Source organism: Sorangium sp. KYC3313, from assembly GCF_052075895.1.
Lineage (GTDB): Bacteria > Myxococcota_A > Polyangia > Polyangiales > Polyangiaceae > Sorangium > Sorangium cellulosum_B.
Genome location: NZ_CP197255.1, coordinates 10,994,869 through 11,021,711, shown reverse-complemented (window position 1 = coordinate 11,021,711; position 26,843 = coordinate 10,994,869). Strand labels below are relative to the sequence as shown.

Below are 26,843 nucleotides of genomic sequence, written 5' to 3'. Positions count from 1 at the left end.
GTCTCTCAGTAGGCCGTGTTCCCGGCAGGCAGATAGAACCGGGAGTGGCCGAGCGGCTCCCGCCTCGACGTCGACGACCCGTGGACCGGTCGTGACACAGAGACGGTGCGGCGGCGCTCGTGGGGCCGCTCTGGTGGCGCTCCCTCGGGCAGCTCGGGCGTCGAGAGCGCCTCGACGGTGCCGGCGGGAACGGGCGCGGGCGGAGCGGCGGACGACGGCGCGGTCGCGACGTGGACGACCCGTGGCAGTGGGTCCACGGGCCGAGGCGCGCGCTGCCACAGGACGAAGAGCCAAGCGGTGGCCAGCAAGGATGCCAGCGCGAGCGCGTAGCCGAGCAGGGGCCTGAGAAGGCGTCTTCGCTCGCCCGAGCGCGCATCGAGAGACACGACGGGCGGCGGCGGGGGCAAGGGATCGAGCTCCGGCACCTTGACGGCGACGGGCAACCGCGGCGTGGCAGGAGGCGCGTGAGGCGTGCCGACGTCGTTCTGCGGCGTCGTCCCGGCCCTGAGCGTGTCCGGCGGCACCGACGGGAGCGACGGTGGCGGCGCACTGGTGCCTCCCGCCCGTTCGCCGGAGGCGAGCGGCGCTTCGTCGTCGGGCTCGAGGTCCATCGCCGTCTCGCGCGGTTGGCGCCGGGAGGTGGACACATCCAGGAAGGGATTGTCATGGGGGAGCTCGGGCGGCCCCCCCAGCTCTTCCCATTCGCGGGCGAGGGGCGTCAAGACTTCGAGGATGCTCTCGATGCTCGGCTGCCGCCGCTTGGGGTTCTCCGCAAGGGCACGGCGTATCGTCCACTGGAGCGCGGTCGGGATCGCGGCGGCGCTACGGGCGGCCGTCGCCTCCCGCACGAGGGGGAGGATCTCCTCTTCGACCGAGAACTCGCGCTGGCACACGAGCTCGTAGAGAAGGGTGCCAAATCCGTAGATGTCCGCGCGGGGACCCGGGCGAGCCCCGGAGAGGAGCTCCGGCGCCGCGTAGCTGGGCTCGCGGATCACGTCGTCGGCGCCGAGATCGAAGAGGCGGACGAACCCGACATGGGTGATGGCGGTTCGACCCTCGCCCACGACCAAGACACGATCCGGACCCAGCAGGCCATGGATCGCGGAGAGCGCATGGGCGCGCGCGAGGCAGCTTCCGAGGTCGATGAGCGTCTTGAGAACCGCCGGCCCGAGGTCCGCGCCGCGCATCGCGTCGACGAGCCGGACGGCGCCTCCCTGGACGGGCGACACCGCCCAGGCGACGGAGCCGGTGACGCCGCCGTGGAGGACGGGCACGATCTCGGGGATCTCGGCCGCCACGCGCTGCAGGAACTCGATCTCCGCGGCGAACCGATCGGGCTGGATCCGCGCGCCCTCCCGGATGTGCAGGCGGACGAGGCCGGTGGTGTCTCCGAGCGGCCGCGCGAGGAACGTGTCCACCGCGCCCCGCTCGATCTCGCTCAGGACCTCGTAGCCTTCCCAGGTGTCGCCGACGGTTACCATACGAAGCGCACCTCCGCGCCGCCGGCGTGGGCCCGGATCTCGGTATTGCGCGGAAGAACGACGTACACCAGCGTCGCACTGCTGACCACTACCCCGGCGATCAGCACGGCGGCGCCCCACGTGTGGAGCCGGTTGGCGCGTTCATAGGCGCCGAACGCTCGCTCGTAGGTGTTGTCGGCGCCGGCAGGCGGCGACGGGTCCCGTCCGCTCGTGTCGATATCTTCTTTCTGCCGGGTCGCGTCCTGGCTCGCGTCGATCGCGGCCACGTGGAGACCGATCCCGGTGCCGACGAGGCTCGCGGCCGTGAGGGCGCCGGTCCCGACGATCCACGGGGTCGGGCCCGCCTGGCCCGCGCTCGGAGGGGGCGGCCTGGGCGCAGGGCGTGGTTTGTCGAGCACAGGACCCTTGACGGCCGGGGCGTCGTGCGGTCCGGGCGCAGGGGGAGCTTTCGGCGCCGGCGCCGGTTCCAGCGACCGGGGCGCCACCTCGTAGGTGAGGGGCAGCTTCAGCGTCTCTCCCGCCTCGATCCTCACGCGCGCCCGCGCGAACACTCCTTGGGGGCCCATCGCGGTGATCTCGTGCTCGCCCGGCGCGACGTAGACCTTGTGCTTCGCGTCCACGTCCTTCCCGGCGACGAGGACGCGCTCCGCGCCAGGCGGCGGGCTCAGCTCGAGCTCGCCGACGTGCTGCCGCGCGGCGGCGAAGTCGGCGTGGCGCGCCTCGTGGAGCCCGCGCTCCCTGGCATCGTAGGGCGCGGGCATCCGCTCGATGCACATGGAGAGCTCCCCGGCGGCCGTCACCCAGCGCTCGAGGCGTCGATCGAGCTGCCCGAGCTGGCACAGGGCCGGGTTGGAGGGCTCGAGCAGGTGGATCTGGCCCCAGATGGCGCGAGCGCTGCCCACGTCGAACTGAGCCATCGCCTCGTCGGCCGCGCGGAACAGCGCCAGGAGCTCCGGCGAGCGAGGCGGCGGTCCTTCCGCGTGGACCTGGGACGAGAAGGAGCACAGCGCCAGCGAGATGAGTGTCGCCGCCTGAAGGGAGCGAGCGGCCAGTCCAGAAGCACCCATGGAACTCCTCAGGCGAAACGAGGCGGACCCGACGCACCGCCGACCCGGGGCAGCGGGGCGTCCCCTTTATACCATCCTGGGGCGGCAGGATACCGACGGGATGGGCGGGTCCACGGCCGAGCGCATTGCGGCGGCCCGTGCGGATTTGTCACGGAAAGTGAGGGGCATCCGATCCATGTGTCTTCGCGACTGCGAGGATGGATGCAGGTGAGGTCCAATGTTTGAGTTAATTACGACATTCACCCCAGCAGGCGGCGGTCCGCAGCGGATTATCACGCTTCGAATGAGTGACGTGCGGCTCGATCCAGATGGCGCTTCATAGTCTGTTGCCGTGGAGATCCTCGGGTTCAAGGATGATGACAGTGTTCGGTTGAAACAGGTAGATTGGACACAGGCGATCGTCGACGGTGCCCAATTCATCGCTCGGAGGGTCAACGACAACGTCGAGAACGCGGGCGGCGGAACCCTCAACCCACCCATCTGGAACACGACGTGGGGAACTTGAGCGAGTGGATGCGATGGTGGACACCAGTGCTCAGCGCCGCGCGCTCGGGGCGGTGCTCGAGCTCGGCCAGATCGCCGGCGAGGTCTTCAGCGTCGCCGGAGATTGTGAGTGATGATCATCTTGACGATGGCCTCGCCGTTCAGGCGGAGGTCGGCGCAACGACCGTCATGGCGTTTGCGGCGTCATCGGCTCTCGCCGGCCTCGCAGGCCGCGGCATCTTCGGCCGCGCCCGCCGGCGCAAAAGGGGTGAGGCCTGATCTCGGGCCTTCGTCTGGGTCAACCCGTCTCCCCCCGGGCTCGGTAGGCCCCAGGGGAGTTGGCGCGACCTCGCGCAGGACCAGCGAGGAGAACGTAAGCGAGAGGTCCTACGCGGGCGGCGCGCCCGACGCGGACGGCAACTGCAGGGTGAAGGTCGAGCCCCTGCCAGCGGCGCTCGTCACCTGCCGGACGGGCTCCTCGGGGAGCGACAGCCTGAGCTCGTGCGCGGTCGCGGTCGGGCGGTAGAGCTCCACGACGTCGCGGGCGAGCTCGCGCGCGTCCCGGGCCTCGCGGCGCAGATCGAGCTCGCCGCCCTCGATCCGCGCGATGTCCATGAGGTCCGTGAGCATCCGGTCGCAGCGCGCGGCCTCCTTCCCGATGCGGGCGAGCATCGACCGGAGCCGCTCCTCGCAGGGGAGGGGCCGATCCGGCCGGAGGCCGTCGACGGTGAGCTTCAGCGCGGCGAGCGGGTTGCGCAGGTCGTGCGCGACGCCCGCGAGGATCCCGAGCTGCCTCTTGCGCTGCTCGGCCAGCGCGGCGGCCATCTCGTTGAACGCGACGGCGATCTCGCGCAGCTCGTCGAGCCCGCCCTGCGGCGCGCGGGCGTCGTGCGAGCCGGCCCCGTAGCGGTCGATCGCGGCGCGGATCGAGTCAGCGCGACGCGGGCGCTCTCGCGCTCGTGGGAGAGGAGGGGCTGCGCCGCGCGCGGCCTCAGGCGTGCGTGTTTTCCAAGCCCTTCGGGCTCGACAGCGCCGCCCGCGCCACGGCCATCTGCCGCTCGAGCTCCGCGGGCGACGCCGGGGTCTCCAGGATCAGCGCCGCGCCGTCGGGGACGTGGGCGGCGATCCGCTGGAACGCGTGCGCCGCGCTCTGGCTCAGGGCGCCGTGGCGGCTCCCGGCGTTCACCTCGCTCACGTGGAGCTGCTTCAGCCGCGTCCTGTGCTCCCGTACGAGGAAATGGGCCTCGGTCATCGTGCGATCGACCTGGTGCGCGTGGCCGATATCGAAGCAGAACGACGCGTCCGGCAGCGCGTCGAAGAAGGGACCGAGCTCCTCCACGGTGCGGCCTGTCCGCTTTCGCTTATCCATGTTCTCGATGGCGAGGAGGCCGCCGAGCTGCCGGAACGCGCCGAGATCATGGAGTGTGTCGGGGTGGAGGACGATCAACCATCCGAGCGCGGCCACCTCCGCCATGGCGTCGGCGACGGCGCGCTCCTCCGCCGCGTCGAAGCGGCTCGGAGCGTGGAACGAGACGTAGCCGTACCGCGACAGGTCGAGCGAGCCGAGGAGCCGGAGCAGCGGCTTGAGCTCCGAGATCCGCAGCGCGGAGAGCTCCACGGCGGTCGCCGAGCTCCCTTCGAGCATCGAGAGCGCTCGCTCGACGTCGCTGAGGGCGAGCGCCCCTGTCGAGTAGCCCACGGGTCGCATCAGGACACCCCATAGGTCTGGAGGAGCATCAGAACACCCCGTAGGTCTGGAGGAGCTTGCGGAGCTCGTCGTCTTCCTTGAAGAAGAGCCGGTCGAGCCCGCCCTGGAACTCACGCGCGATGTCCCGCGCTCGCTTGAAGGTCGGGTCGCTGCCCAGCTGGTCGTCCAGCGGCAGCTGCTTCAGCCGGCCGCGCTCCTCTTCGTTCGAGAGGAGCGCGAGGAACGCGTCGTAGCTGTCGAACAGCGTGCGCGCCGTCTCCGCGCAGATCGAGGGCCGGAGCAGCACCTCGGCCAGGCTCTCCAGGGGCGTCACCCGGATGCGCTCTCGCAGGAAGCGCACGAGCGCCGGCATCGAGAGCCGCTCGCCGTCGTCGGTCAACGTCGTCCGATCCTTGCAGAACAGCTCGAAGCCGAAGCAGGTGATGAGCCCGCTCACGAAGATGAGCTTACGCGACATCCTGAGCTTCGCGTTGCGGAGCGCCCAGCCCGAGCTGCGCTCCCGCTGCTTGTAGACGAAATCGACGGCGACCGTGCGCCAGTACCGGACGATGTCGTTCAGGAGGAACATCGGGAGGATCTCGCGCTTGCTGCCGTAGCGCAGCCCGCGGTCGTCCTCGACGTACCGCGAGAGCACGAGCCTGAGCACCCGCTCGTGGGCGTCCGGCTGGCCGATCGCGAGCGACTCGAGGAGCAGCAGGATGCGCTGGGTCGTGTTCTTGTTCGTGTCCTCCTGCCCGCCGATCTGGTGGAGGATCGGGTGGCTGAAGGCCACGTTGCCGAACACGCCCGTCGGGCCCGGCTCATGGAACTTCGCTTCCCTCAGGATCCTCGTGATGGCCTGGACCTGGCTGAAATGCCCCTCGTCGGCCTGACCGTCGATGAGCAGCGTCCAGTCGAGATCGCTGCCGGTCGTGTACTCGCCCCGCGCCAGCGAGCCGAAGACCACGACGCTCGTGTCGCAGGGGATCTGCTCGCGGAGCAGCGCCGCGAGCCGCGCCCGGGTCTCCGCCGAGAGCCGCGCGGCCGCCTCGATGCTCGGCCACGATCGCCCCGCCTTCTCGCCGATCCGCTCGATGGCGCTCCGCGGCGCCGCGCCTTCATCTCTCGTCATCGAACCACCCTCGATCGCGGGGATCGCTCATTGAGCGCACCGCAACACACCGCGTCGCACCGCGTCGCGCGCCTCACGCCCCGCCGTCGCCGGAGAGCGCGAGCCCGAACCACCGGTTCACGAGGTCATGGTGCTCGTCGAGGCGATCGCGGTAGCGGGGGGTGCCCTCGAGCGCGGCTCGCTCGAAATCGATCCAGTACAGGGCGCCCGTCTTCTCGCCGATGAGCACGTTGCCGAGCTTGACGTCGAGCGGCGCGACGCCGCGCGCGTTCATCGCCCGGACGATCTCCTCGATCCGGCCGCGGTAGGCCGCGCGGCCGCCGCTCGCGAACGCCTCGATCTCCCGCCGGTCGCGGTCTGGATCGAACAGCTGCCCGAGCGGCGCGAGGTCGATGTCGAGCACCTTCTCCCCGCGCTCGGCGACCTGATGTTGCAGCGTCCGTCCGCGCACGTAGTCGAGGTAAAGGGTGCGCGTGGCGAGGCTGAGATCGCGAATCCTCGGGACGCTGGGGAGGTCGCGCAGGCGGAAGAGCGCGGCCGCTTCGTTGTAGAAGAAGAGGCCGAGCAGGGCGAAGAGGTGCGCCTGGAGCGGCGCGTTCTGCGGCTGGCCGACGAAGCGCTTGCGGACGCAGACGTAGCCGCCGCGCAGCACGACGTGCAGCCGGTAGCGCAGGCGCGGCATCTTCTGGCTCCGCCGGTTGAAGAAGGCGACGTCGGCCGGGTGGACCGCGAAGGCGAAGCCGTCCTGATCGAGCTCCGCGAGCACCCTGTCCCCCGGGCCGAGCTCGGCGACCGACGGGATCTCGCTCGGGGTCACGGCGTCGGGCACGGGGAGCGGGTTCTCTGCGAGCCGGCGCGCAAGGAGCGCTCTGACCGTCTCGAGCCGCACGGCGAGCAGCCTCGTCGCGGCGTCCATGCCGGGCACGCGGCGCATGCCTTCGTCAAGGGCGCGCCGAAGCTCAGGGTTCATGCCCGTCTAGTAGCCGCTTCCGTTCGGCAAATCAAAAGGTGAGGTGGCGGCGAGGCGAGGTGGTACGCTGATCCAGCGACCTTGGGCGCTCGCCGACGCTCGCCGACGCTCGCCGACGAACGTCGACCCGCGCCAGAGGCCAGGACCGCCGGCGTGCCGGGTGGGCGTTTGGCAGCGCGTGTGCAGCGCGTGGGGTGATGCTGGGTGCGGTTTGCGCTTCAACAGGAGACCCGATTCGGGTAGCAAGCCTTCATGGGGAATTCGACGCTGCGGATCGTCCATGTCGTGAGCAGCCTCAATGGTGGAGGTATGGAGCATTTCGTGCTGCGCCTCGCCGAGGCCCAGCGGCGCCACGGCCACGACGCCTCCATCCTCGCGCTGCGCGGCGGGCCGCTGGCGGAGCTTGCGCGGCAGCGGGCGCTGCCGACCACGGTGCTGGGCGGGCGCCTCCCCACGCGGCTCGCGCGCGCGGCCCTCTCCTTCGCGCGCTCCCGCCCGCACGTCGTCCACGCGCACAACCCCACTGCGCTCCATTACGCCACGATCGGCAAGCTCCTCACGCGCGCGCGGCTCGTCTTCACCGATCACGCCCAGACGCGCGGGATCATCCGCGTTCCGTCGCGCTTCGAGTGGCGTGAAACGGACGCTGTCGTCGGCTGCTCGCAGGACACGGCCGACAAAAGCGGCGCGGTCGGCGTGGCCAGCAACATCTCTGTCATCCACAACGGGATCGACATCACCCCGGCCAAGCGGACGCGCGACGAGGTCCGCGCCGAGCTCGGGCTCGGCCCGGACGTGTTCCTTGGCATCATGCCCGCCGCGTTCCACCCGGTGAAGGCGCACGACGTGCTGCTGCGGGCGCTCGCGCGGCTCCGGGAGCGGGGCGTCGCGGTCGCGGTGCTCGTCGTCGGCGACGGCGACGAGCGCGATCGCATCCATGGGCTCGCGAGGGAGCTCGGGGTCCACGGCGCCGAGGCGCGCTTCCTCGGCTTCCGCAAGGACGTGCCCGATCTGCTCGTCGCCGCCGATTTCTTCACGCTGCCCTCGCGCGACGAGGGGCTGCCGCTCGCCGTCCTCGAGGCCATGGCGCGCAGCCTGCCTGTCGTGGTGACGCCGGTCGGCGGGGTCCCGGAGGTGGTGCGGCACGAGGAGCACGGCCTGATCGTCCCGGTGGACGGGCACGACGCGCTCGCGGACGCGATCGAGCGGCTCGCGAGCGATCCGGCGCTGAGGCGGCGGCTCGGCGAGGCCGGTCACGCGCGGGTGCGCGACGACTTCTCGTTCGAGAAGATGACGCGCAAATACGAGCAACTCTATTTCCGCCTCACGTGACAGGCGAGCGCGCGATGAAGGTACTCGTCTTCACCCATCATTACCCTTCCACGCGGCTGCCGACGATGGCGCCGTACAGCCACCACACGTACAGGGCGCTCGCGCGCCGCTGCGAGCTCCGGCTCGTGGCCCCGATCCCCTGGTGGACGCGCGCGCGCGGCGCGCCGCGGGAGATCTTCGGCGGCACGCGCGAGACGCACACCGGCATCGACGCGCTGTTCCCCACGTACTGGTCGGTCCCGGGGCTGCCGAGCCTGCACGCTCGGGCGCTCCGCGCATCGCTCGGGCGTACGATGGCGGCGCTGCGGCGCGAGTTCCCGTACGACGCGATCCTGGCCGCGTGGGCCTATCCCGACACCGTCGCCGCGGTGGCGTTCGCGCGGGAGGCGGGGGTGCCGGTCGTCACGACGGTGCTCGGCAGCGACATCAACGAGCAGCCGAGGAACGCCGCGCTGCGGGCGCAGATCGCGCCGGCGCTCCAGCGCTGCGCCCGGGTGGTCGCGGTGAGCGGGGCGCTCGGGGAGCGCCTGGTGGAGCTCGGGGTGCCGCGGGAGCGCGTCGTGGTGCAGCTCAACGCGGTCGACGGCGCGCGGTTCGCGATCCGGGATCGGGCCGAGCCGCGGCGGCGCTTCGGCGTCCCGGCGGACGCGAAGGTGGTGCTGTACGCCGGTTATCACGTGCCCGAGAAGGGCGTGGACGTCCTCGTGGAGGCGATGGCGCACCTCGACCGGGCGGGTCGCCGCGACATTCACCTGATGATGGTGGGCGGCGGCGAGCTGCTCGAGCCGCTGCGCGCGAAGGTGAGCGCGCTCGGCCTGGGCGATCGCGTGCGGCTGTTCGGCTGGGCGCTGCCCGTGGAGATCCCGGACTACATGGCCGCGTGCGACGTGTTCTGTCTGCCGAGCCGCCGCGAGGGCTGCCCGAACGTCGTCCTGGAGGCGCTCGCCTCGGGCCGCCCCGTCGTCGGAACCCGGGTCGGCGGCGTGCCGGAGCTCGTCCGCGAAGGGCACGGGGGCAATGGCCTCCTCGTCCCCCCCGGCGATCCCGGGGCGCTCGGGGCCGCGTTGGCGCGAGCCTTGGACATGGCGTGGGAGCCGGAGGCGCTGCGGGGCAGCGTGGGGGCGCTGTCATGGGACGTCGTGGGAGAGCGCTATCACGCGCTCCTGGAGGAGGTCCTCGGCGAGCAGCGCGGTCGCGGGCCGGGCTGATTCAACGGGGAAATTGAACAGGGAGACGGAGACAGGGAGTATTGAAGATCTCCCTCCCCGTCTCCCCGTCTCCCCGCCTCCCTGTGAATTCCCCGAAGAATTTGAGGGGATGCCTCGGGGATGAACGGTCAGCTCGCGCAGGGCGGCGGCTTCAGGCGGTGATCCCTGTAGTCACCGGGATTGCCTGTCTTCCCCTCGAGCGCGGCGATCGCGATATTGTACATCTCCCGCGCTGTCACGTAGTGGAGCACCCACTCCTTGCCATCGTTGTAACGGGTGGTGAGCTCCCGGTGCAGCGCGTGGCCCCCGGCGCCGAGCAGCGACTCCGCCTGGTCCTCGGGCGCGCCGTGCGTGTAGACCTTCACGAACACCCACTCGGGCCTCCCCTCGACGTGGATGTTCTGATCCACCCACGTCTTCACCCGGTCCGGCGTCGGCGGATCGATCGCCTGGAGCGCGCCGTACTCCATCCGCATCCGCACCCGGCTCCCCCGGCGCGTCAGCGCGAGCGCGAGCGGGCCCTCGATCATCAGGATCCGGTCCTCCAGCACCTCGCCGACCTTGGCCCGCGCGCCCACGGCGTGGGCGCTCCGGCGCGCCAGGTTGCCCGTCGGCCAGTAGATCTGGTTCACGATGGAGTGCTGCGACTCGTCGGGGGCCGACGGGAACGTGTAGTCGGCATAGCAGCCCGTCTCGAAGAGGAGCGGGAGCTCCGCGTCGACTCCGCAGTTCCGCGAGTCCCGCCCGGAGTTCGCCAGGCACCAGTTGCCGTGGATGAACCCGTAACGCATGCGCCCGTCCGGGTCGCGCGAGAAATGCCCGTGCTTCCCCAGGATGTCCAGGTACCTGAGGATGTCCGCGCGCAGGTTCTCCTCCGTGTCGTTGTGGTGGTGCAGGTGCAGCTCCACCTCGCCGAACCCGCGGCGCGTGAGGTCCGCCAGCGCGTCGAGCCACCCGGGCGTGTACTGCTCCCCCGGAAAGAAGAAGCTGTGACGCGGGTTCCGGCCGTCCGCGTCGCGGTACGCGCCGGCCATCTCGGGATACCCCTTCGACCACGCCCTCACCCGCGCGTCGCCGACCTCCGGTGTGGGGTTCTCCCACCCTGGCTCCCAGTGATCGCAGACCGCGAAGAGCAGGTGCCGCGGGCCGAGCGGACGCGGAGCACGGGCGTTCTCGATCCTCTGCCGGGCGTAGCCGCCGAGCCAGTTGTGAAGGTTCTTGTTCTTGAGATACTGGATCTTCGCCTGGAGTGTTCCGATCATGAGCTCTCTCGGCCGCGACGCGTTGGACCGGCGGCCGCCGCGGCGGAACGGATACTAACCTGGCCCCCCCGGGCGTAGCCATAGCCGCCTCGGGGCCGCGCAGTGATCGAGATTACCTCGCGGTCTCACGCGACGCCGCGCGGAGCGCGGCCCACCTGCCTCCCGGACGGCGCGCGACGGCGCGTACGTCGTGATCGTGCGCGCCCCGTTCGTCTCCCCGCGAGACGCGCGCGACGCCGTCCTCGCCCCGCAAGCAGCGAGCGCGCGCGGCCCGGCCCGCCCGCCCACGGCAAGGGGTGCGCAGCGGCCATGGAAGCTCAAGCACACCCCAGCAGAGCCCGGACGGCCGTCCCGAGCAGCCACCGTGCAGCGAACCCTTACGGCATGCATCGTCTCTTCAATTTTTGCGCCTGGCTGTTCGGTGCGCCGCCCTGCTTTGCCGAGCGACGGCCGCTCTGGGGGGACAAATCGCCCCACCTGTGGCGGTTTGTGCCGCCCAGTCTGTCGGCCGAGCACCTACCATTGTGTCTGCGGTGAGCATCCATACGGCAGGCGCGCTGGCACGACGCCTGCTCTGGGGGTGCGGACCGTAGCCACCACCGACCAACCGTAGCCATCACCGAGAAGGAGCCAGGCATGATGTCAACCGCGACGACGCTGAGCGAAGAGATGGTTTCCCTCCCGCGGAGGGCCTCCCTCGAGTCACCAGCTTCGATGACCGAGGCGTGCGAGCTAGCCCGGCGGCTCGTGGACATGATCGAGCGCCTCAGGGTGTGCACTCCGGAGGGCGATCAGGCCCAGGCGCTCCGCATCGCGGAGGGGATGGCACGGAGCGTCGTGGATGTCGTGACCGACGCCATGAGCAGCCGGCGCGCTCACGTCGCCTAGCTCTACGGGAAGCCGGCCGGGCGGCCGGGGCGACCAGGCCCGAGGGGGCGCCGCGCCCCGGCCGTGGATCCCGAAATCGAGACCAGCATGACCTACAAGCGCAAAGGAATGCGCCCCGGGGAGCCGTACCCGCTCGGCGCGACATGGGACGGCGCTGGAACGCAGTTCGCCCTCTTCTCGGAGAACGCCGAGGCCGTGGACCTGTGCCTCGTCGACGACGAGGGGAACGAGCAACGCCTGCCGGTGCGTCACCGCACCTCCCTCGTCTGGCACGTCTACGTGCCGGAGGTCGGACCGGGGCAGAAATACGCCTATCGCGTGCACGGCCCGTGGGCGCCGGAGCGGGGGTTGCGCTTCAACCCGCGGGTGCGCCTGCTCGATCCGTACGCGAAGGCGCTCGCCTCGCGGGTCCAGTGGGACGCGGGCGCGTTCGCCCACCGGAGCGGTGAGCCCGACGGCGACCTCGCCATGGCCGAGGGGGAGGCGCTCGGCGCGCCGCTCGGCGTCGTCATCGACCCGTCCTTCGACTGGGGCGGAGAGCGGCGCCCGTACGTGCCGTTCCACCGCAGCGTCATCTACGAGGCGCACGTCCGCGGCATGACGATGCAGCACCCGGAGATCCCGGAGGAGCTCCGCGGGACCTACCTTGGCATCGCCCACCCGGCCATCATCGGCTACCTGCGGTATCTCGGCATCACGGCCATCGAGCTCCTGCCCGTGCACGCCTTCGTGCACGAGAAATTCCTGCTCGACAAGGGGCTCCGGAACTACTGGGGATACCACTCGATAGGCTTCTTCGCGCCGGACGTCGGGTACCGCGCCGGCGCCGAGGTGGCGTCGGAGGTGCGGCAGTTCAAGGAGATGGTGAAGGCGCTCCACGCCGCCGGCATCGAGGTCATCCTCGATGTCGTCTACAACCACACGGCGGAGGGCAACCACCTGGGCCCGACGCTGAGCCTGCGCGGCATCGACAACCCGACCTACTACCGCCTCGTCCCCGGCAACGAGCGCTACTATTTCGACTATACGGGCACGGGGAACACCCTCAACGTGCGTCACCCGCAGACGCTCCAGCTGATCATGGACTCGTTGCGGTACTGGGTCCTCGAGATGCACGTGGACGGGTTCCGCTTCGACCTCGCGGCGGCGCTGGCGCGCGGCCTCCACGACGTCGACCAGCTCTCGAGCTTCTTCACGATCATCCACCAGGACCCGGTGCTCAGCCAGGTGAAGCTCATCGCCGAGCCCTGGGACGTGGGCCCGGGCGGCTACCAGGTGGGCAATTTCCCGGTGCGCTGGGCCGAGTGGAACGGCCGTTATCGGGACACGCTGCGCGACTTCTGGCGGGGCTCGGGCGGCATCGCCTCCGATCTCGGGTTCCGGCTCACGGGGAGCAGCGACCTCTACGAGAACAGCGGGAGAAAGCCGTACACGAGCATCAACTTCGTCACGGCCCACGACGGCTTCACCCTGGCGGATCTCGTCTCGTACAACGAGAAGCACAACGAGGCGAACGGGGAGGGGGGCTGCGACGGCGCCGACGACAACCGCTCGTGGAACTGCGGCGTCGAGGGGCCGACCGACGATCCCGAGATCCTGAAGCTGCGGGCGCGGCAGGCGCGGAACATCATGGCCTCGCTCCTGTTCTCGCAGGGGACTCCGATGCTCCTCCACGGGGACGAGCGGGGGCGGACGCAGGAGGGGAACAACAACGGGTACTGCCAGGACAGCCCGCTCACGTGGCAGCCGTGGGGCTGGGACGAGACGTCGCGGGCGCTCCTGGAGTTCACGCGCAAATGCCTCCGCATCCGGCACGAGCACCCGGCGCTCAGGCGCTCGATCTTCTTCAAGGGGCGCCCGATCCGCGGCGGCAAGACCTACGATATCCAGTGGTATCGCCCGGACGGAGAGCTCATGACCGACGAGGACTGGTCGAACCCGTTCACGCAGTGCCTCGGCGTGTTCCTGTCGGGGGAGGGGCTCGACGACGTGGACGAGGAGGGCGATCGGCTGATCGACGACGACTTCGTCCTGCTGCTCAACGCGTCGCCGTGCGACCTGGGCTTCCTCCTGCCCTTCGCGGATGAGCCCAGGCCGTGGCAGCTCCTCGTGGACACCCAGGACGACGCCGCCGTCGAGACGCGGAGGGGCGGGGAAGAGACGGCGCTGGCGTCGCGCTCGCTCAAGCTCTTCCTCCGCAGCCGGCGCTCTGCATAGCGCAGAGGTGGGCGGAGATCGCTGCAGAGCGGGGCGCTCAGAACGCGTTGAAGGCGCCGAGGAAGAGGGGGGGGCCGGCGAACGCGGCGTCGAGGAGGGCGGCCGCCTTGGCGCTGCCCACGACGAAGCCCTGGCTCAGGAGATCGCGCGCCGAGGAGGCGCCGAAATAGATCTGCGTGAGCCGCTCGATGGAGAGCGAGAGGCGATCGCCCGCGGTGCTGCCGGGCGCCGTCTGGACGCCGCGCGCCGCGAAGGTGACGTCGAAGGCGCGCGGCGCGTCCGTGAACACCGGGTCCTCGACGTCGACGCCGATGGCGCCGCGGACGCCGTGCTTCCGCGGCGACGGGTGGAGCGCGAGCGCGGCGGCGACGTCGACGATGCGCCCCATCGCGCCCGCCGCCGTCAGGCCGAGGACGGTGCGGCGCTGCGCCGTGTGCGCGGGCGGGCACAGGCCGGGGTGCCGGGCCGCCGTCTCGTACACGATCGGCTCGTCGCGGATGCCGGGCTCGTCGAGCAGCGGCGCGCCCTGGCCGCGCGGGAGCGCCAGCTCCACGACCTCGTACTGATCGCCGAGCGCGCCGAGGAAGCCGATGAGCCCGCGGTACGCGCCCGGCGTCGGCGCGTGGAGCTCGCGGACGAGCAGCTGCTGGGCGCCGTAGGCGCCGCCCTCCGGTACGTCGAAGAACAGGTAGCCGGCGATCGCCTTGGAGCCCGGATCCACGTAGACGGCGCCGCTCGGAGAGCGCTTGAAGACGCGCACGTCCCACCAGTAGTCGCTCCGCTTCAGCTGCCCCGTCGTCTCGGCCCGCGCGACGTCGTAGGCCTGCTTGATGAGCGGCTCGTCCCGCGGGCGGGAGAAGGCCCGCACGTGGCGGCGCAGCACCGAGTCCGGGAGCCGGTCGGGCGAGGTGCGCACGACGTCCCGGAGCTCGCAGACGCCGAAGCCGAACCGCCGGTAGAACGAGAGCCGGAAAGGGTGGAGCAGGGTGAGCGCCTCGCCCCGGCGGCGCATGCGGCGGAGGCTCTCGCGGACGAGCCGATCCGCGATGCCCCGGCGGCGGAACTCCGGCAGCACCGCGACGGACGAGAGGCCCTGGAAGGGCACGTCCGCGCCCGCGAAGCTCATCGTCAGGTCGAGCGAGGCGACGTACCCGACGAGCTGGCCGTCGGTCTCCGCGACGATCACGTTGTCGAGGGCGAGGTGCGCGTGCTCGGTGAAATACCGCAGCCACGCCTCGGGATCACCCGCCTGGAACGCGCGGTAGGCGACCGTCGCGAGGGTGCCCTCCTCGCCCTTGCGGGCGCTGCGAAACACGAGCTCATGGTTGGAACGGCTCGGGGTGCGGGTGCGCGCCATGCCGGTCAATCTACCCTGGGAAGCGCGCTCCCTGGGCCCGGCGGTCCGGCGGCGGCCCGGCGAAGCGCTTCGGACATCTCCTCGGCCGATCCGAAGCGGCCGGACGGCTCACGGGCGAGCGCCTTGACGAACCACGCGTCGAGGGCGGGGGTGATCTCGGCGCAGCGCTGGCTCGGAGGCGAGAAGGTGCCGAGCCGGATGGCGCCGAGGAGGGCCTCGATCCCCTTCTGCTCGAACGGCGGCGCGCCGGTGAGCGCGTGGTACGCCATGATGCCCACGGACCAGAGATCCGAGCGGCCGTCGACCAGCTTCGGGTTGAAGAACTGCTCCGGGCTCATATAAACGAGGCTGCCGACCACCGCGCCCGTGTTCGTCAGCGTGGTCCCATCCGGGTCGACATCCCCCCTGGCCACCCCGAAATCGAGCAGCTTGACGCAGGGGCCCCCGCCGGTGTCGACGAGGAAGACGTGCTCCGGCGTGATGTCCCGGTGAATGACGCCGAGCTTGTGCGCCGCGGTGAGCCCCGTGCAGAGCTGCGAGACGAGCGCGAGCGTCTCCTCCAGGGGGAGGCGCCCGGCGCGCGCTAGCAGGTCGGACAGCTCCTCGCCCCGCAGCAGCTCCATCACGATGTACGAGAGGCCGTTGGGGGCGACGCCGTGCTCGTACACCTCGGCCACGTGAGGGCTCTTGATCCTCGCCATGAGCGCGCCCTCGCGGTGGAACCGGGCGACCGCGGTCGCGTCGGTCGCGAGCGACGCAGAGATGAACTTGACGGCGACCTCCTTGCCGAGCCCGAGGTGATGCGCCGTCCAGATGCTGCCGACGCCTCCCATCCGGAGGAGGGTGTCGAGCGTCAGGTGCGGCGCTACGTGGGATCCAGGCTCAAGCCGCATAGACAGTCAGTATGAATGATGCTCGCACCAGTGCACGTTTCTCTTGTGCGAGTCGCGTCGCCAGCGGGCGGCCGCGCGGCTCAATACAGCCCATCGGGTGGCCGCCCATCGGACATGAACTTCTTGGCCACAGCCGCGATCCGGCGCGCGGAGAGCTCCGGCCGGACGGGGACCACGTGGGTGAGCAGCGCCGCGAGGTACGCGCCGTCGGGCCGAGGATCGGCCGACTCGAGCCGCTCCAGCGCCTCGAGCGTCTTCACGGCGTGCGCCGTGAAGATGGGCCGCACCGCGGCGTCGAACGCGGCGAAGGGGGCGAGCTCGGCGAACGCGCGCCGCCGACCCGCGGCGTCGAGCTCCCGCGCGATCGCGAGCGCCGCGCCGACGTCGCGCGCCTCCGCCGCCTGGAGCAGCCCGCCGCCTCGCGCGCGGGTCGTGGCGGTAGCGGACGCGTGCGGCGCGGCGGCGTCCGCCTTGCGGAGCTTGCCGACGAAGCCGGCCGCGAGCACCGCGAGCTGCGCGGCCTCGCGCGGGAGGGCCTCGCGCCCGAGCGCCGCCGCCGCCTCCGCGAAGGTGACGGCGTGGGTGACGTCGAGCACCCCGACCTCGGCGTCGAGGCGCGCTTCCCAGGCCGAGTCGAAGCGCGCGAGGCGGACGGCGGCGGCGTGGCCGATCGCGCCGAGCAGCGCGAGCGGCCCGGCGCCGCGCGCGAGCCAGCGCACGGTCGCCTCGACGGCCGGCTGCTCTCCTGCGAGCACCTCGGCCTCGAAGGCGGCGCGCTCCGCGCCCTCGAGCGGCGCGGCGTCCGGGCGCGCGGCCGCCGCGGCGCTGTCGGGGCCGGGCAGGGGCAGATCGGCGAGGCGCGCGAGCGCGGCGCGCGTGGCGGTGAAGGGGGGCAGGCTGGTGTCGGCGGTCGCCCAGGCGAGCTGCACCGTGGAGGCGGCGAGGACCTCGTCGGCGGCGGACGAGAACCGCTCGGCCAGCTCGAGCGCCTTCGAGAGGAAGATGGCGCCGTGCCCGTAGTCGTACAGGTGCTGCGCGACGAAGGGCATGAGCGCGCGGCGCGCGCCGGCCGTGCCGCGGATCTCGACGAGCTCGCGCATCCGCGCCTCGGCCTCGTCGCGGCGCTCCGCCGCGAGCGCCTCGCTCACCTTCGCCGGCTCGTCGAGCTCGAAGTCGGCGATGCGCACGAGGGGCGAGCGGGCCCCCGCCTTGCCGGGGCCCTTGCCGCGGGGGCCTAGCCGGGCCGACGCCTCGCCGATCGCGTGGGCGGCGACCACGAACGCCTCCTCGGCCGGGATCCTGCCGCGCTCGACCCAGGCGCAGAGGTCCGCGAGCAGGGCGAGGCCGTGGTCGAAGCCGTACTCGGCGCGCTCCGCCCCGTCCCTGGCGAGCACCTCGAACGCGAGGTGCAGGCTGCCGAGGCCGGTCTCGCCCCGGTGGAGCCCGAGCGCGCCCAGCCGGAGGCCCTCGCGCAGCGCGCGCGCCGGCTCGTCGCGCAGGATCGCCTCGCGCAGGCCGGCGACGAGGCGCCGCACCTCGGCCGCTGTGTCGACGGCCCGGTTGAGCTGCACGCGCCCGCCGTCGATGCGGGTGGCGTAGCGCCGCACGGGCTCGCCGCCGAACGTGCAGGCGCCCGAGGCGAGCTCGAACTTCCAGTTGTGCCACGCGCAGGTCAGCACGCCGCCGCGCAGCGCGCCCTGCGACAGCGGGTAGCCCTGGTGCGGGCAGCGATCGTCGAGCGCGTGGACCTCGCCGCCGCGGAGGACGCAGGCGAAGCGCCGCCCCGTGTCGTCCTTGCGCAGCACGGGCACCTCCGCCGGATATTCGGAGAGGGGGCCCAGATCGATCCAGTCCGACTTCATGGCTTCTCCGCGCGGCGGCGGGCGCCGCGGTGGGTGCGCGGCGCGCGTCGTGAGAGCGACGCGCATCGTAGCCGAGAGCGGGGCGGGGAGGGGCCACGAACGGGGCCGCCGCGAAAAGTTCCCCGTCCGGACCCGCGCCGGCCGCTCACCCCTTCACGCAGAGGACCTGCCGGAGCTCGGCGACGACCTCCACGAGATCGCGCTGGTCCTCCATGACGCGCTCGATCGGCTTGTAGGCGGAGGGGATTTCGTCGAGGACACCGCCATCCTTGCGGCACTCGACCCCGGCCGTCTGCGCGGCCAGGTCGTTGACCGTGAAGCGCCGCTTCGCCTCGCCGCGGCTCATCTTGCGGCCCGCGCCATGCGAGGCGCTCTCGAACGCGTCGGGGTTGCCGAGGCCGCGGACGATGTACGAGCGCGTGCCCATCGAGCCGGGGATGATGCCAAGCTCGCCCTTGCCGGCCCGGATCGCGCCCTTGCGCGTCACCAGCACGTCTTCACCGAAATGACACTCTTCTGCCACGTAGTTGTGATGGCAAGTGATGGCTTCCTGGATCGCGAGCTCGGGGAAGTGCCGGCGCAGGACGCCCTCGGCGAGGTGGAACATGGCCTCGCGGTTCGCCCGCGCGTACCGCTGCGCCCAGAAGAGGTCGTGCCGGTAGGCCTTCATCTCCGGGGTGCCGGCGAGGAACACCGCGAGATCGCGATCGGGCAGATCGCGGTTGTGGGCGAGCTTCTTCGCCGTGGCGATGTGGATCTCGGCGAGCTCCTTGCCGATGTTGCGAGAGCCGGAGTGGAGCATCAGCCACACGCCGCCGTCCGTGTCGAGGCAGAGCTCGATGAAGTGGTTGCCGCCCCCCAGCGTGCCGAGCTGACAGCGCGCCCGCGCGAACAGCCCCTGGACCTTCGGGCTCAGGCTCGCGAACTCGTCCCAGAGCGGGAGGCGCTCGAACCCTGCCGGCGGGGCGTCGTGGGCGGCGAACCCGACGGGGATCGCCCGCTCGAGGTCGCCGCGGATCCGCCGGAGGTCGTCGGGCAGATCGGCCGCGGTGAGGTTCGTGCGGAGCGCGCCCATGCCGCAGCCGATGTCGACGCCGACGGCGGCCGGCGCGACCGCGTCCCGCATCGCGATGACCGAGCCGACGGTCGCGCCCTTGCCGAAGTGGACGTCGGGCATGGCGGCGACGTGGTGGAACACCCAGGGCAGGGCGCTGATGTTCCGCAGCTGCTCCAGCGCGATCTCCTCGACCTCGTCCGGCCGAGTCCACAGCTTGATGTCCACGTTCTTGCCCTTGATCTGCGCGGGTCCCATGAGGGCAGAATAGCGCGGGGCGCGCGCGGGCGAACAGCGAGGGGCGCGTGCGGGCGATCGCGAGGGGCGCGGCTACCTGGTTCGGCCTTGCGGGACCTCTGGGTTCTTGATACGCGTCGAATCGCTGCTTCCGGGGTCCTTGTTCATGCCGTCTGCTCGCGCGCGCTCCATCGCAACCCTGGCGGCCTTCGCCGCGCTGTCGTGTGGGGTCACGAGCGGTTGTGACGGCTGCAAGCCGAGCGAGGACCCTGCGGCCGGGAAGCCCGCCGCCGCGGCTTCCGCGGCGGCCAGCGCCGCGGAAGGCGCGGATGGTGCGGAACGTCGAAAACGCGCCCTGCCCGCCGGCGACGACCGCTTCGCGGCCCAGATCGCGGCGAACCTACCCCGGGTGCCCGACCCGGCGATCCTCGCCCCGGAGGGCGGGGGCGCGGGCGTCGAGCTCGACAATGGCACCTTCCGCGATCGCGCCATCGCCTTTGTCCGCCAGGTGGCGGCGGGCGGCGACAAGGTGACGTGCGATCTCGCCCTCTCGTCCAGGCGCCCCTTCCGCGCTGTCGTGATGGCCTTTCAGGAGGGGAAGCAGATCGCCCGCGGGGAGGCGTCGGACGCGGGGCTCTGCGTCGCGCTGAAGGGCGCCGCGCGCAGGGCCGTGGCCGCGGCGGGCGGCGCGGCGGCGATGACGAGCGCGCTCGCGGGCGCGCGGCTGGTCGTGGAGCTTCCGGATCATCACGAGTCGATGGTGGAGAGCGTCGAGCGCCCGGGGAAGGGCGTCGAGCTCGTCGAGGGGCTCGTGCCGGTGCGCGTCCTCGACAAGCCCCTCCTCGCGCGGCGCATCGAGGACGGCAAAGGCTATCTCCTGCGCGTCATCGATCCGCGGCACAAGGGGGTTCACAAGTACTACCACGCCCCCGCGGACCGGTTCGAGCGCGAGCTGCACACGATCTACACCGCGTCCACGGCGCTGACGCTGCTGAAGCTGCACGCCTACAAGCCCGACGAGCGCCTGCTGCGGCTGGCGACGGAGGCCGCCGGCTTCATGATGGGCATGCAGAGCCGCGAGGCGCGCGATCGCACGGCCGGCGGCTTCTTCTATGCGTTCGACCTGGAGCGCGAGCGGCCCGAGCGCCGGCTGGTCGTCGGCACGGCGTCGAAGTCGATCTTCACGCTCCTCGAGCTCCACGGCGTCACGAAGGACAAGAGGTACCTCGAGTCCGCCGTGCTCGCGGCCGAGTGGTTGATCTCGATGCAGCGGCCAGACGGCAGCGTGCGCTCAGCCCTGACCGGGCAGGAGGGCGGGGCCTGGAAGGTCCAGGGCAAGGACTCGACGCTCTACACGGGGCAGGTCCTCTCGGCGCTGTCGCGCACCTACCGGGCCACGAACAACAAGAAGTACCTCGACGCCGCGGCCCGGACCGCGGACCACCTGCTCGCCAGGATCGCGGAGAAGGGGTGTTTCCTCGGCGACGATTACAGGAAGCCCAACCCGATCTCGAGCTCGTGGGCGGTCCAGTCGCTGCTCGACTTCGCGAAGGCCGGCGGCGACCAGCGCGTCGAGCAGACCGTCTTCCGCTGCGCCGACGACCTCGTGAAGCGGCAGTGGCGCAGGCCCGAGGACGCCTATCGCTACGGCCGCTGGCAGCGGTCGCTGTCGAGCAGCGGGAGCGGCTGGCTCGCCGAGGTGATGTCGGAGGTGTACCACCATTGCCGGAAGAAGGGCACGGAGGGCTGCGATCGGTACAAGGATGCGGTGGTCGCCGCGATCCGGTTGCTCTTGCAGTACACTTACGGTCCGGAGAGCTCGTTCGTGGTGAAGAACCCGCAGGCGGCCGCCGGCGGGGTATTCTGGAGCGTCAGGGATCGTTATGTGCGCACCGACTCGGTGTGCCACGCGATGAACGCGTACCTCAACATGATCGGCGAGCTCGGCGACGGCCCGCTGCTCGCGTTGCCCGAGCGGCCCCTCGCCGAGCGGATGGCGCTCGCGGCGGAGGCGCCGGGCGCGGCGGACGCGGGGCTCCCCGAGGACGAGGGCGAGGAGGCCGCCGCGGGGCGGTCCGGGCCGAGGGGCGAGGACGCGGACGACTGAAACGAATTGACGTTGCTCCAGGAGAACTCCCCATGGCTCAGGTGAAGATCTACGGAATCAAGGAGAAGCTCGATCCGGTGAAGGAGGCCCTGTCGAGGGTGATCCACGCCTGCGTCATGGAGGCGCTGCAGATGCCGCAGGACAAGCGGGCGCATCGCTTCTTCCCGATGGAGCGCGAGGACATGCTGGCGCCGGGCGGGCGGACCGACGCCTATACGATCATCGAGATCTCGATGATCACCGGGCGCAGCGTGGAGACGAAGAAGAAGCTCGTGCGGCTCCTGTTCGACAAGATCCGGGACGAGGTCGGGATCGAGCACCAGGACATCGAGATCTGCATCTCGGAGTCGCCCGCCCACGACTGGGGGTTTCGCGGGATGCACGGCGACGAGGTCAAGCTGAACTACAAGATCAACGTCTAGCGTCCGGTCGTTCGCGGGCTTGCCCGCGCGGCAGCGCGGGCCTGACGCGCGTTCAGCGCCCGCGCGCTCCTGGATTCGGTCTGGCGCGCCCCGACGCGAAGCGCTAGCGTCTGGCCAGGGTGCGCAGGGGCGCCCTCCCCGCCGGAAAGAAGCCTTTCACCCTGCGACGCGACGACCGCGAGTCACCTCGCACCGTCATGACCACGTCGACATCCTCGGGCCGAGGGAGCGGGCAGCGGCCGATTCGAGAGGAGACGTCCATGATGGATCCCGTTCGCGAGCTGAAGACCCGCGCTGAGCTGCTGCACAAGCAGCTCGCGTCGAACGATGCCAGGGCGCTCTTGCGCCTGCGCGCGCTGCCCGAGCTCGGTCGCGCCGACGAGGCCGCGCTCGCCGCGGCGGTCGCCGGCATCCGCCGGAAGCACTGCCTCGCGGTGGTCGCGCGCGAGTGCGGCTTCTCGAGCTGGGAGCGGGCGCGCCTCGCCCTCGCGGGAGAGCCCGGCGCGCCCGAGCTCGGGGCGCTGCTCTACGGCCGGGATGGCGGCGTGCTGCACCACTGGTTCGCGACCTACGAGGAGGCGCGCGCCCACGTCGAGGCGCTGCCGGAGGCGTCGCGCGGCTATCTCCTCGCGTACAAACACCACTTCTTCGTCGCCGATCGCGCGTTCGTCGCGTCGCTCGGGCTCGATCCCGACGACCCGGACTGGCAGGCGATCGGGTGGGACTGGGCACGGCCCGCCGATCTCGCCGCGCGGAGCCGCCTCTACGCAAAGCGGCTCGCCTCGATGCGGGGGTGGGCATGAGCGCCCCGGAGCTGCACCCGGACCTCACCGCCGCGCTCGAGGCTGCTTTCCCGGGGCGCCCGGTCCAGGACGTGACCTCGCTCTCCGGCGGGTTCTCCGGCGCCGCGCTGATCGCGTTCGTCGTCGACGGCGCGCCGTACGTCGCGAAGCGCTTCGCGGTCGATCCGAGCGATCCGGCGCGCGCCGCGCGCGAGAGCGCGTGCATGCGCATCGCGTCCGAGCGCGGCGTCGCGCCGCGCCTGCGCCACGCGGACGCGCGGACGGGCGTGACGATCATGGACCGCATCGCGGGGACACAGCTCCGCCCGACGCGCGATCCGGCGCAGATCGAGCGGGTCGCGGCGGCGTTGCGGCGCCTTCACGACGGTCCACCGTTCCCGCGCAGCCCGTCGCGCATGGACTTCCTGCGCTCCCTCGACGCGCAGTGCGCCGCGCTCGCGGGCGCTGGCCTGCCAGCCGAGCTCGTGCGCACCGTCGCCGAGCTGGAGCGCGTGAGCGCGCCGCACGCGCACGCGGCCGCGTGTCATCGCGACCTCAACCCGAACAACGTGCTCGTGGCGGCCGAGCGCGTGTATTTCGTCGACTGGACCCACGCGGGCGCGGGAGATCCGTTCATCGATCTCGCGCAGCTCGGCGTCTTTGCGTGTCCGCGGCCCGAGCAGCGCGAGGCGCTGCTCGAGGCGTACCTGGGGAGGCAAGCGAGCGACGGCGAGCGCGCGCGGGCGGGCCTTGCGCGCGCCATCGCCCTCGCCTTCTACGCCGCGAGCTTCTTCTTCGGGGCAGCGCGCCTCGGCGGGCCGCCTCCTGAAGACGACGCGTCCCGCCCGCTCGCGGACGTCCTCGCCGCGTTCGGCGCCGCGCCGGAGCGAACGCACCCCGGCGTCGTCGCCGCCGCCCTCCTGCGCGAGATGCGACAGGAAGCCCGGGCGCTCGACGTCCTGCGCGGCTGGCCATGACGCCACGCTGAATGCAGCGCACGCTGCGACCTTGTTCCGCTCCTCGGTAGCGCACGCGTTGCGCCGGTCGAGCGCCGTGCACCGCGCTTCTTTGATATACAGGCCAGGACGGAACCGAGGGTACGGATGAACGGTGCACGGATTACATGGCTGTCGTTGCGGAGAACCAGCAGCTGAAGCAGCGCATCCGGGAGCTGGAGGAGGCCGAGGCGGCGCGGGATCGCCTCCAGGCGGAGCTGCGCCAGAGCGAGGAGCATGCGCGCGTCTTTGTCACCTACAGCCCGGCTGCGGTGGCCATGTTCGACAAGGACATGCGCTACATCCTGGCCAGTCACCGCTGGCGGGAAGATTTCGGCATGAAGGAGCAGGACATCATCGGCCGATGTCATTACGATCTGTTCCCCGAGATCCCCGAGCACTGGAGGGCGATCCACCGGCGCTGCATCGCAGGAGCCTCGGAATCGAACGATGAAGAGCCCTTCCCGCGGGCCGACGGGAGCGTCGACTGGGTGCGCTGGAAGATCTTCCCCTGGTACAAGTCGAGCGGCGAGATCGGCGGGATCATGCTGTTCACCGAGGTGATCACCGACCGGAAGCGGCTCGAGGATACGCTCCGGCTGCAGGCGAAGACGCTCGTGGAGCTGTCGACGCCCATCGTGCCCATGAGCCAGGGCGTCCTCGTGCTGCCGCTCGTGGGCGTGCTGGACGCGGCGCGGGCGCAGCAGATGATGGAGAACCTGCTGAGCAAGGTGGTCGAGCGGCAGGCGCGGGTGGCGATCATCGACGTCACCGGCGTCCCGCACATCGACGCGGCCTCGGCGAGCGCCCTCCTGCAGGTGGCGCGTGCGGTCCGGCTGCTCGGGGCGCAGGTCGTCCTGACGGGCATTCGACCAGAGGTGTCCCAGGCCATCGTCTGCCTCGACATCGATCTCGCGGGCATCGTGACCCGCCGCGACCTGCAGAGCGCGATCTCGTTCGCGACCGGGATGAGCCTTTCGCCCGCGTCGCCGTCCCAGCCTTGACGCACCTTGCCCGCGGGCTGCTGCTGGAGCAGCACCCGCGCAGCACGCGCCTGCTGCTCCAGCAGCAAGGCATTGTCCGGTATAACGGATTCGTGTCTTTTGAAGCGGACGCAAGGCTGGTACGCCGCATGCAGAATCATGCAGAACGCCGAACGGAACCCGCAGCGGCGCAACGAGCGTGAGCTGCTTTCCTGACAGCGTGCGCGGCGTGTGCCGCGTGCGGCCGAGTTTCCTTCGTTGCCGGGAGGCGTCGGGGCCTTCGAGGCCTCTCTGAATTCTCCCCCGGGACGGCGCGCTGGAGCGTGCGGGCGCGGTCACAAGGCCGCGCATATCGATGGTGCTTCCGCCCGACCTGCCCTGCTGGCCACGGTGAAGGCTTGGTCCGCACAGTGCAATGCGTCAGGGCGATAGTCGACCTGAAGAAAGCCATGAAAGATCCAGTGATCGCGCTCGACGCGGTCTCATCCACCCTCGCGATCACGTCCCTGACGAGCGCCCTCCCGCGCGCGCCGGGCGTCGTGCGGCGCCGTGTCGCGACGCGCTCTGCGCTCCGCGCGCAGGCGCGCTCCGCGGCGCTCCCCCGGCGCTCGCGGCGGCTCGCGTCCCGCCGGATCGGCGCTGACGTCGAGCGATGGACCGCCACGCGCTGTAGGGGCGCCGCGCTCGCGGCGCTCTAGCTCGAAGGCCTCTCACATTCTCAGCACAGGAGCGGGCGCCTGGTCGGCGCGCGGCCTCGTGCGCCCTGGGCGCGGCTGCCCGGCGCCGAGGGCCGCCGCGCGACCGCGCGACCGCGCCATGGAGTCATCATCATGAGCGTCTCATCCTCTCACCTCTCGCTGAAAGACGGCAAGAAGACCTCTCGCTCGCGGCTGGTGCGCGACAAGCTCGATTACCCGGTGATCGACACCGATCTGCACACGATCGAGTTCGCGCCGATCCTCGAGGATTACATCGCGAAGTACGGCGGCGCGAAGTCCGTCGACGAGTTCCGCGACGCGATCAACCGGGGCTTCGGCTACCTGAGCAACGAGTGGTACGAGCTCACGCCCGAGCAGCGCGCGGCGCAGCGCTCGGTCCGCCCGCCGTGGTGGGCGCTGCCGACGAAGAACACCCTCGATCTCGCCACGGTGTCGCTGCCCAGGCTGCTGCACGAGCGGCTCGGCGATTCGGGGACGGACTACGCGGTTCTTTTCCCGAACGTCTCCACGTTCGCCACCCACGTCGGCAAGGAGGACCTGCGCCGGGTGCTCATCCGCGCGGTCAACGCCTATCACGCCGACGTGTACCGGCCGTACGCCGACCGCCTCACGCCTGTCGCCGCCATCCCGCTGCACACGCCGGAGGAGGGCGTCGAAGAGCTCGAGTTCGCCGTGCGCGAGCTCGGCCTCAAGGTCGCCCTCATCCCGGGCAACCTCCGGCGGCCCATCCGGTCGGTGGCCGAGAAGTACCCGTCGCGGCACCACCCGGACGTCGCGCGGCACGCGAACTGGCTCGACACGTTCGGCGTGGACAGCGAGCACAACTACGACCCGTTCTGGGCCAAGGCGGTCGAGCTCAGGACGGTGCTGACCACCCACTCCGCCGGGATGGGGTGGACCAGCCGCAGCTCGGTCTCGAGCTACATGTACAACCACATCGGCCACTTCGCCTCCGCCTCGGAGGCGCTCGCGAAGTCGCTCTTCTTCAGCGGCGTGACCCGCCGGTTCCCCGATCTCCGCGTCGGCTTCCTCGAGGGAGGGGCGGCGTGGGGCGCGACGCTGTTCGCGGATCTGGTGGGGCACTGGGAGAAGCGCAACGGCAGGGCGGTCCAGAACTACAACCCTGATCTGATCGACGCGAAGCTGCTGTACGCGCTGTACCATCAGTACGGCGGCGAAGAGGTCGGGGCGCGGCTCGGCGACATCAACGCTGTCCTCGGCGGGGCGCTCGGCGTCTCGAACAACTCGCGGAGGCAGCCGCAGGACCCGGTCGCGCTCGACGACTTCGCGGCGGCGGGCATCGAGCGGATCGAGGACATCCGCGACCGGTACGTGCCGAACTTCTACTTCGGCTCGGAGGCGGACGACCCCACGATCGCGTACGCGTTCAACACGAAGGTCAACCCGCTCGGCGTGCAGCTCAACGCCTTCTGGGCGTCGGACAGCGGCCACTGGGACGTGCCTGATCTGACAGAGGTCCTCGCGGACACCTGGAGCCTCGTCGAGCGCGGGGCGCTCACGGAGGCGAACTTCCGCGATCTCGTGTTCACCCACCCATACAACTTCTTTGCCGGCAAGAACCCCGGCTTCTTCGCGGGGACCGCGGTCGAGCAGAAGCTGCGGAAGAGCAAGGCGGCCTGAACGTGGAGCGTCGGGCGGGGCCACGGAAGCCGCCCCGCCCGACCGTAGCTGTGAATCAACGAAC

General features: G+C 71.2%; 22 protein-coding genes and 1 pseudogene. 11 read left to right on the top strand and 12 right to left on the bottom strand.

Annotation, left to right across the window (positions count from 1 at the left end):
• Positions 1 to 5: 5 nt before the first annotated feature.
• The 7 genes and pseudogenes from ACSRUE_RS41935 to ACSRUE_RS41905 form a co-directional block, all read right to left on the bottom strand.
• Positions 6 to 1,481: a protein kinase gene (locus tag ACSRUE_RS41935; protein ID WP_441288454.1), complete on the bottom strand. Its 1,476-nt coding sequence runs from the start codon at positions 1,479 to 1,481 to the stop codon at positions 6 to 8.
• On the bottom strand, positions 1,475 to 2,548 hold the full coding sequence (locus ACSRUE_RS41930) for a hypothetical protein (RefSeq protein ID WP_441288453.1): 1,074 nt from the start codon (positions 2,546 to 2,548) through the stop codon (positions 1,475 to 1,477). The genes ACSRUE_RS41935 and ACSRUE_RS41930 overlap by 7 nt, the downstream gene beginning before the upstream one ends.
• Before the next feature lie 870 nt (positions 2,549 to 3,418).
• Entirely contained in the window at positions 3,419 to 3,856 is a 438-nt protein-coding gene (locus ACSRUE_RS41925; RefSeq protein WP_441288452.1) for a sensor histidine kinase, read from the bottom strand.
• A 39-nt stretch (positions 3,857 to 3,895) separates the two neighbouring features.
• Positions 3,896 to 3,946: pseudogene (locus tag ACSRUE_RS41920) on the bottom strand (hypothetical protein); the annotation flags it as partial.
• 76 nt (positions 3,947 to 4,022) lie between these two features.
• Positions 4,023 to 4,739, bottom strand: coding sequence for a TIM barrel protein (locus tag ACSRUE_RS41915; protein ID WP_441288451.1), 717 nt, complete (start codon positions 4,737 to 4,739; stop codon positions 4,023 to 4,025).
• A gap of 28 nt (positions 4,740 to 4,767) precedes the next feature.
• Positions 4,768 to 5,850 (bottom strand): nucleotidyltransferase domain-containing protein, encoded by a 1,083-nt coding sequence (locus tag ACSRUE_RS41910; RefSeq protein WP_441288450.1) that lies wholly within the window; start codon positions 5,848 to 5,850, stop codon positions 4,768 to 4,770.
• A 73-nt stretch (positions 5,851 to 5,923) separates the two neighbouring features.
• Positions 5,924 to 6,820 (bottom strand): hypothetical protein, encoded by an 897-nt coding sequence (locus ACSRUE_RS41905; RefSeq protein ID WP_441288449.1) that lies wholly within the window; start codon positions 6,818 to 6,820, stop codon positions 5,924 to 5,926.
• A gap of 252 nt (positions 6,821 to 7,072) precedes the next feature.
• On the opposite strand from ACSRUE_RS41905, the gene ACSRUE_RS41900 reads away from it, so the two are divergent.
• Together ACSRUE_RS41900 and ACSRUE_RS41895 are read left to right on the top strand one after the other, a co-directional pair.
• Positions 7,073 to 8,152, top strand: a complete 1,080-nt coding sequence (locus ACSRUE_RS41900) for a glycosyltransferase family 4 protein (RefSeq protein WP_437769751.1) — start codon at positions 7,073 to 7,075, stop codon at positions 8,150 to 8,152.
• A 14-nt stretch (positions 8,153 to 8,166) separates the two neighbouring features.
• Entirely contained in the window at positions 8,167 to 9,360 is a 1,194-nt protein-coding gene (locus ACSRUE_RS41895) for a glycosyltransferase family 4 protein (protein WP_441288448.1), read from the top strand.
• 128 nt (positions 9,361 to 9,488) lie between these two features.
• Here ACSRUE_RS41895 and ACSRUE_RS41890 read toward each other — a convergent pair whose 3' ends face one another.
• Positions 9,489 to 10,622 carry a hypothetical protein gene (locus ACSRUE_RS41890; RefSeq protein ID WP_441288447.1) on the bottom strand — a complete coding sequence of 378 codons (1,134 nt, stop codon included), beginning with the start codon at positions 10,620 to 10,622 and terminating at the stop codon, positions 9,489 to 9,491.
• 636 nt (positions 10,623 to 11,258) lie between these two features.
• Between ACSRUE_RS41890 and ACSRUE_RS41885 the strand changes: the two genes are divergently transcribed.
• Both ACSRUE_RS41885 and glgX read left to right on the top strand, forming a co-directional pair.
• Complete coding sequence (locus ACSRUE_RS41885; protein WP_441288446.1) at positions 11,259 to 11,510, top strand: hypothetical protein; 252 nt, start codon at positions 11,259 to 11,261, stop codon at positions 11,508 to 11,510.
• A gap of 87 nt (positions 11,511 to 11,597) precedes the next feature.
• On the top strand, positions 11,598 to 13,727 hold the full coding sequence (gene glgX, locus ACSRUE_RS41880; RefSeq protein WP_441288445.1) for a glycogen debranching protein GlgX: 2,130 nt from the start codon (positions 11,598 to 11,600) through the stop codon (positions 13,725 to 13,727).
• A 37-nt stretch (positions 13,728 to 13,764) separates the two neighbouring features.
• Here the strand turns inward: glgX and ACSRUE_RS41875 are convergent, their stop codons facing one another.
• From ACSRUE_RS41875 to ACSRUE_RS41860, 4 genes are all read right to left on the bottom strand, one after another.
• The gene (locus tag ACSRUE_RS41875; protein WP_437769746.1) at positions 13,765 to 15,084 is read right to left on the bottom strand and encodes a GNAT family N-acetyltransferase; all 1,320 of its coding nucleotides are present in this window, start codon (positions 15,082 to 15,084) and stop codon (positions 13,765 to 13,767) included.
• Positions 15,085 to 15,089: 5 nt separating this feature from the next.
• Positions 15,090 to 15,977 carry a serine/threonine-protein kinase gene (locus ACSRUE_RS41870; protein WP_441288444.1) on the bottom strand — a complete coding sequence of 296 codons (888 nt, stop codon included), beginning with the start codon at positions 15,975 to 15,977 and terminating at the stop codon, positions 15,090 to 15,092.
• A gap of 80 nt (positions 15,978 to 16,057) precedes the next feature.
• Entirely contained in the window at positions 16,058 to 17,839 is a 1,782-nt protein-coding gene (locus ACSRUE_RS41865; protein WP_441288443.1) for a Rieske 2Fe-2S domain-containing protein, read from the bottom strand.
• 145 nt (positions 17,840 to 17,984) lie between these two features.
• Complete coding sequence (locus tag ACSRUE_RS41860; RefSeq protein WP_441288442.1) at positions 17,985 to 19,151, bottom strand: RtcB family protein; 1,167 nt, start codon at positions 19,149 to 19,151, stop codon at positions 17,985 to 17,987.
• 145 nt (positions 19,152 to 19,296) lie between these two features.
• On the opposite strand from ACSRUE_RS41860, the gene ACSRUE_RS41855 reads away from it, so the two are divergent.
• The 7 genes from ACSRUE_RS41855 to ACSRUE_RS41825 all read left to right on the top strand — a co-directional run bounded on the left by ACSRUE_RS41855 (position 19,297) and on the right by ACSRUE_RS41825 (position 26,779).
• Positions 19,297 to 21,237: a D-glucuronyl C5-epimerase family protein gene (locus ACSRUE_RS41855; protein WP_441288441.1), complete on the top strand. Its 1,941-nt coding sequence runs from the start codon at positions 19,297 to 19,299 to the stop codon at positions 21,235 to 21,237.
• 32 nt (positions 21,238 to 21,269) lie between these two features.
• On the top strand, positions 21,270 to 21,659 hold the full coding sequence (locus ACSRUE_RS41850; RefSeq protein WP_441288440.1) for a tautomerase family protein: 390 nt from the start codon (positions 21,270 to 21,272) through the stop codon (positions 21,657 to 21,659).
• Between the two features lie 260 nt (positions 21,660 to 21,919).
• Positions 21,920 to 22,462: a hypothetical protein gene (locus ACSRUE_RS41845; RefSeq protein WP_437943984.1), complete on the top strand. Its 543-nt coding sequence runs from the start codon at positions 21,920 to 21,922 to the stop codon at positions 22,460 to 22,462.
• Complete coding sequence (locus ACSRUE_RS41840; RefSeq protein WP_441288439.1) at positions 22,459 to 23,418, top strand: phosphotransferase; 960 nt, start codon at positions 22,459 to 22,461, stop codon at positions 23,416 to 23,418. Before ACSRUE_RS41845 ends, ACSRUE_RS41840 begins: the two co-directional genes overlap by 4 nt.
• 146 nt (positions 23,419 to 23,564) lie before the next feature.
• Positions 23,565 to 24,440: a PAS domain-containing protein gene (locus ACSRUE_RS41835; protein WP_441288438.1), complete on the top strand. Its 876-nt coding sequence runs from the start codon at positions 23,565 to 23,567 to the stop codon at positions 24,438 to 24,440.
• 428 nt (positions 24,441 to 24,868) lie between these two features.
• Positions 24,869 to 25,117: a hypothetical protein gene (locus ACSRUE_RS41830; RefSeq protein WP_441288437.1), complete on the top strand. Its 249-nt coding sequence runs from the start codon at positions 24,869 to 24,871 to the stop codon at positions 25,115 to 25,117.
• A 132-nt stretch (positions 25,118 to 25,249) separates the two neighbouring features.
• Positions 25,250 to 26,779 carry an amidohydrolase family protein gene (locus tag ACSRUE_RS41825; protein ID WP_441288436.1) on the top strand — a complete coding sequence of 510 codons (1,530 nt, stop codon included), beginning with the start codon at positions 25,250 to 25,252 and terminating at the stop codon, positions 26,777 to 26,779.
• Positions 26,780 to 26,843 lie beyond the last annotated feature (64 nt).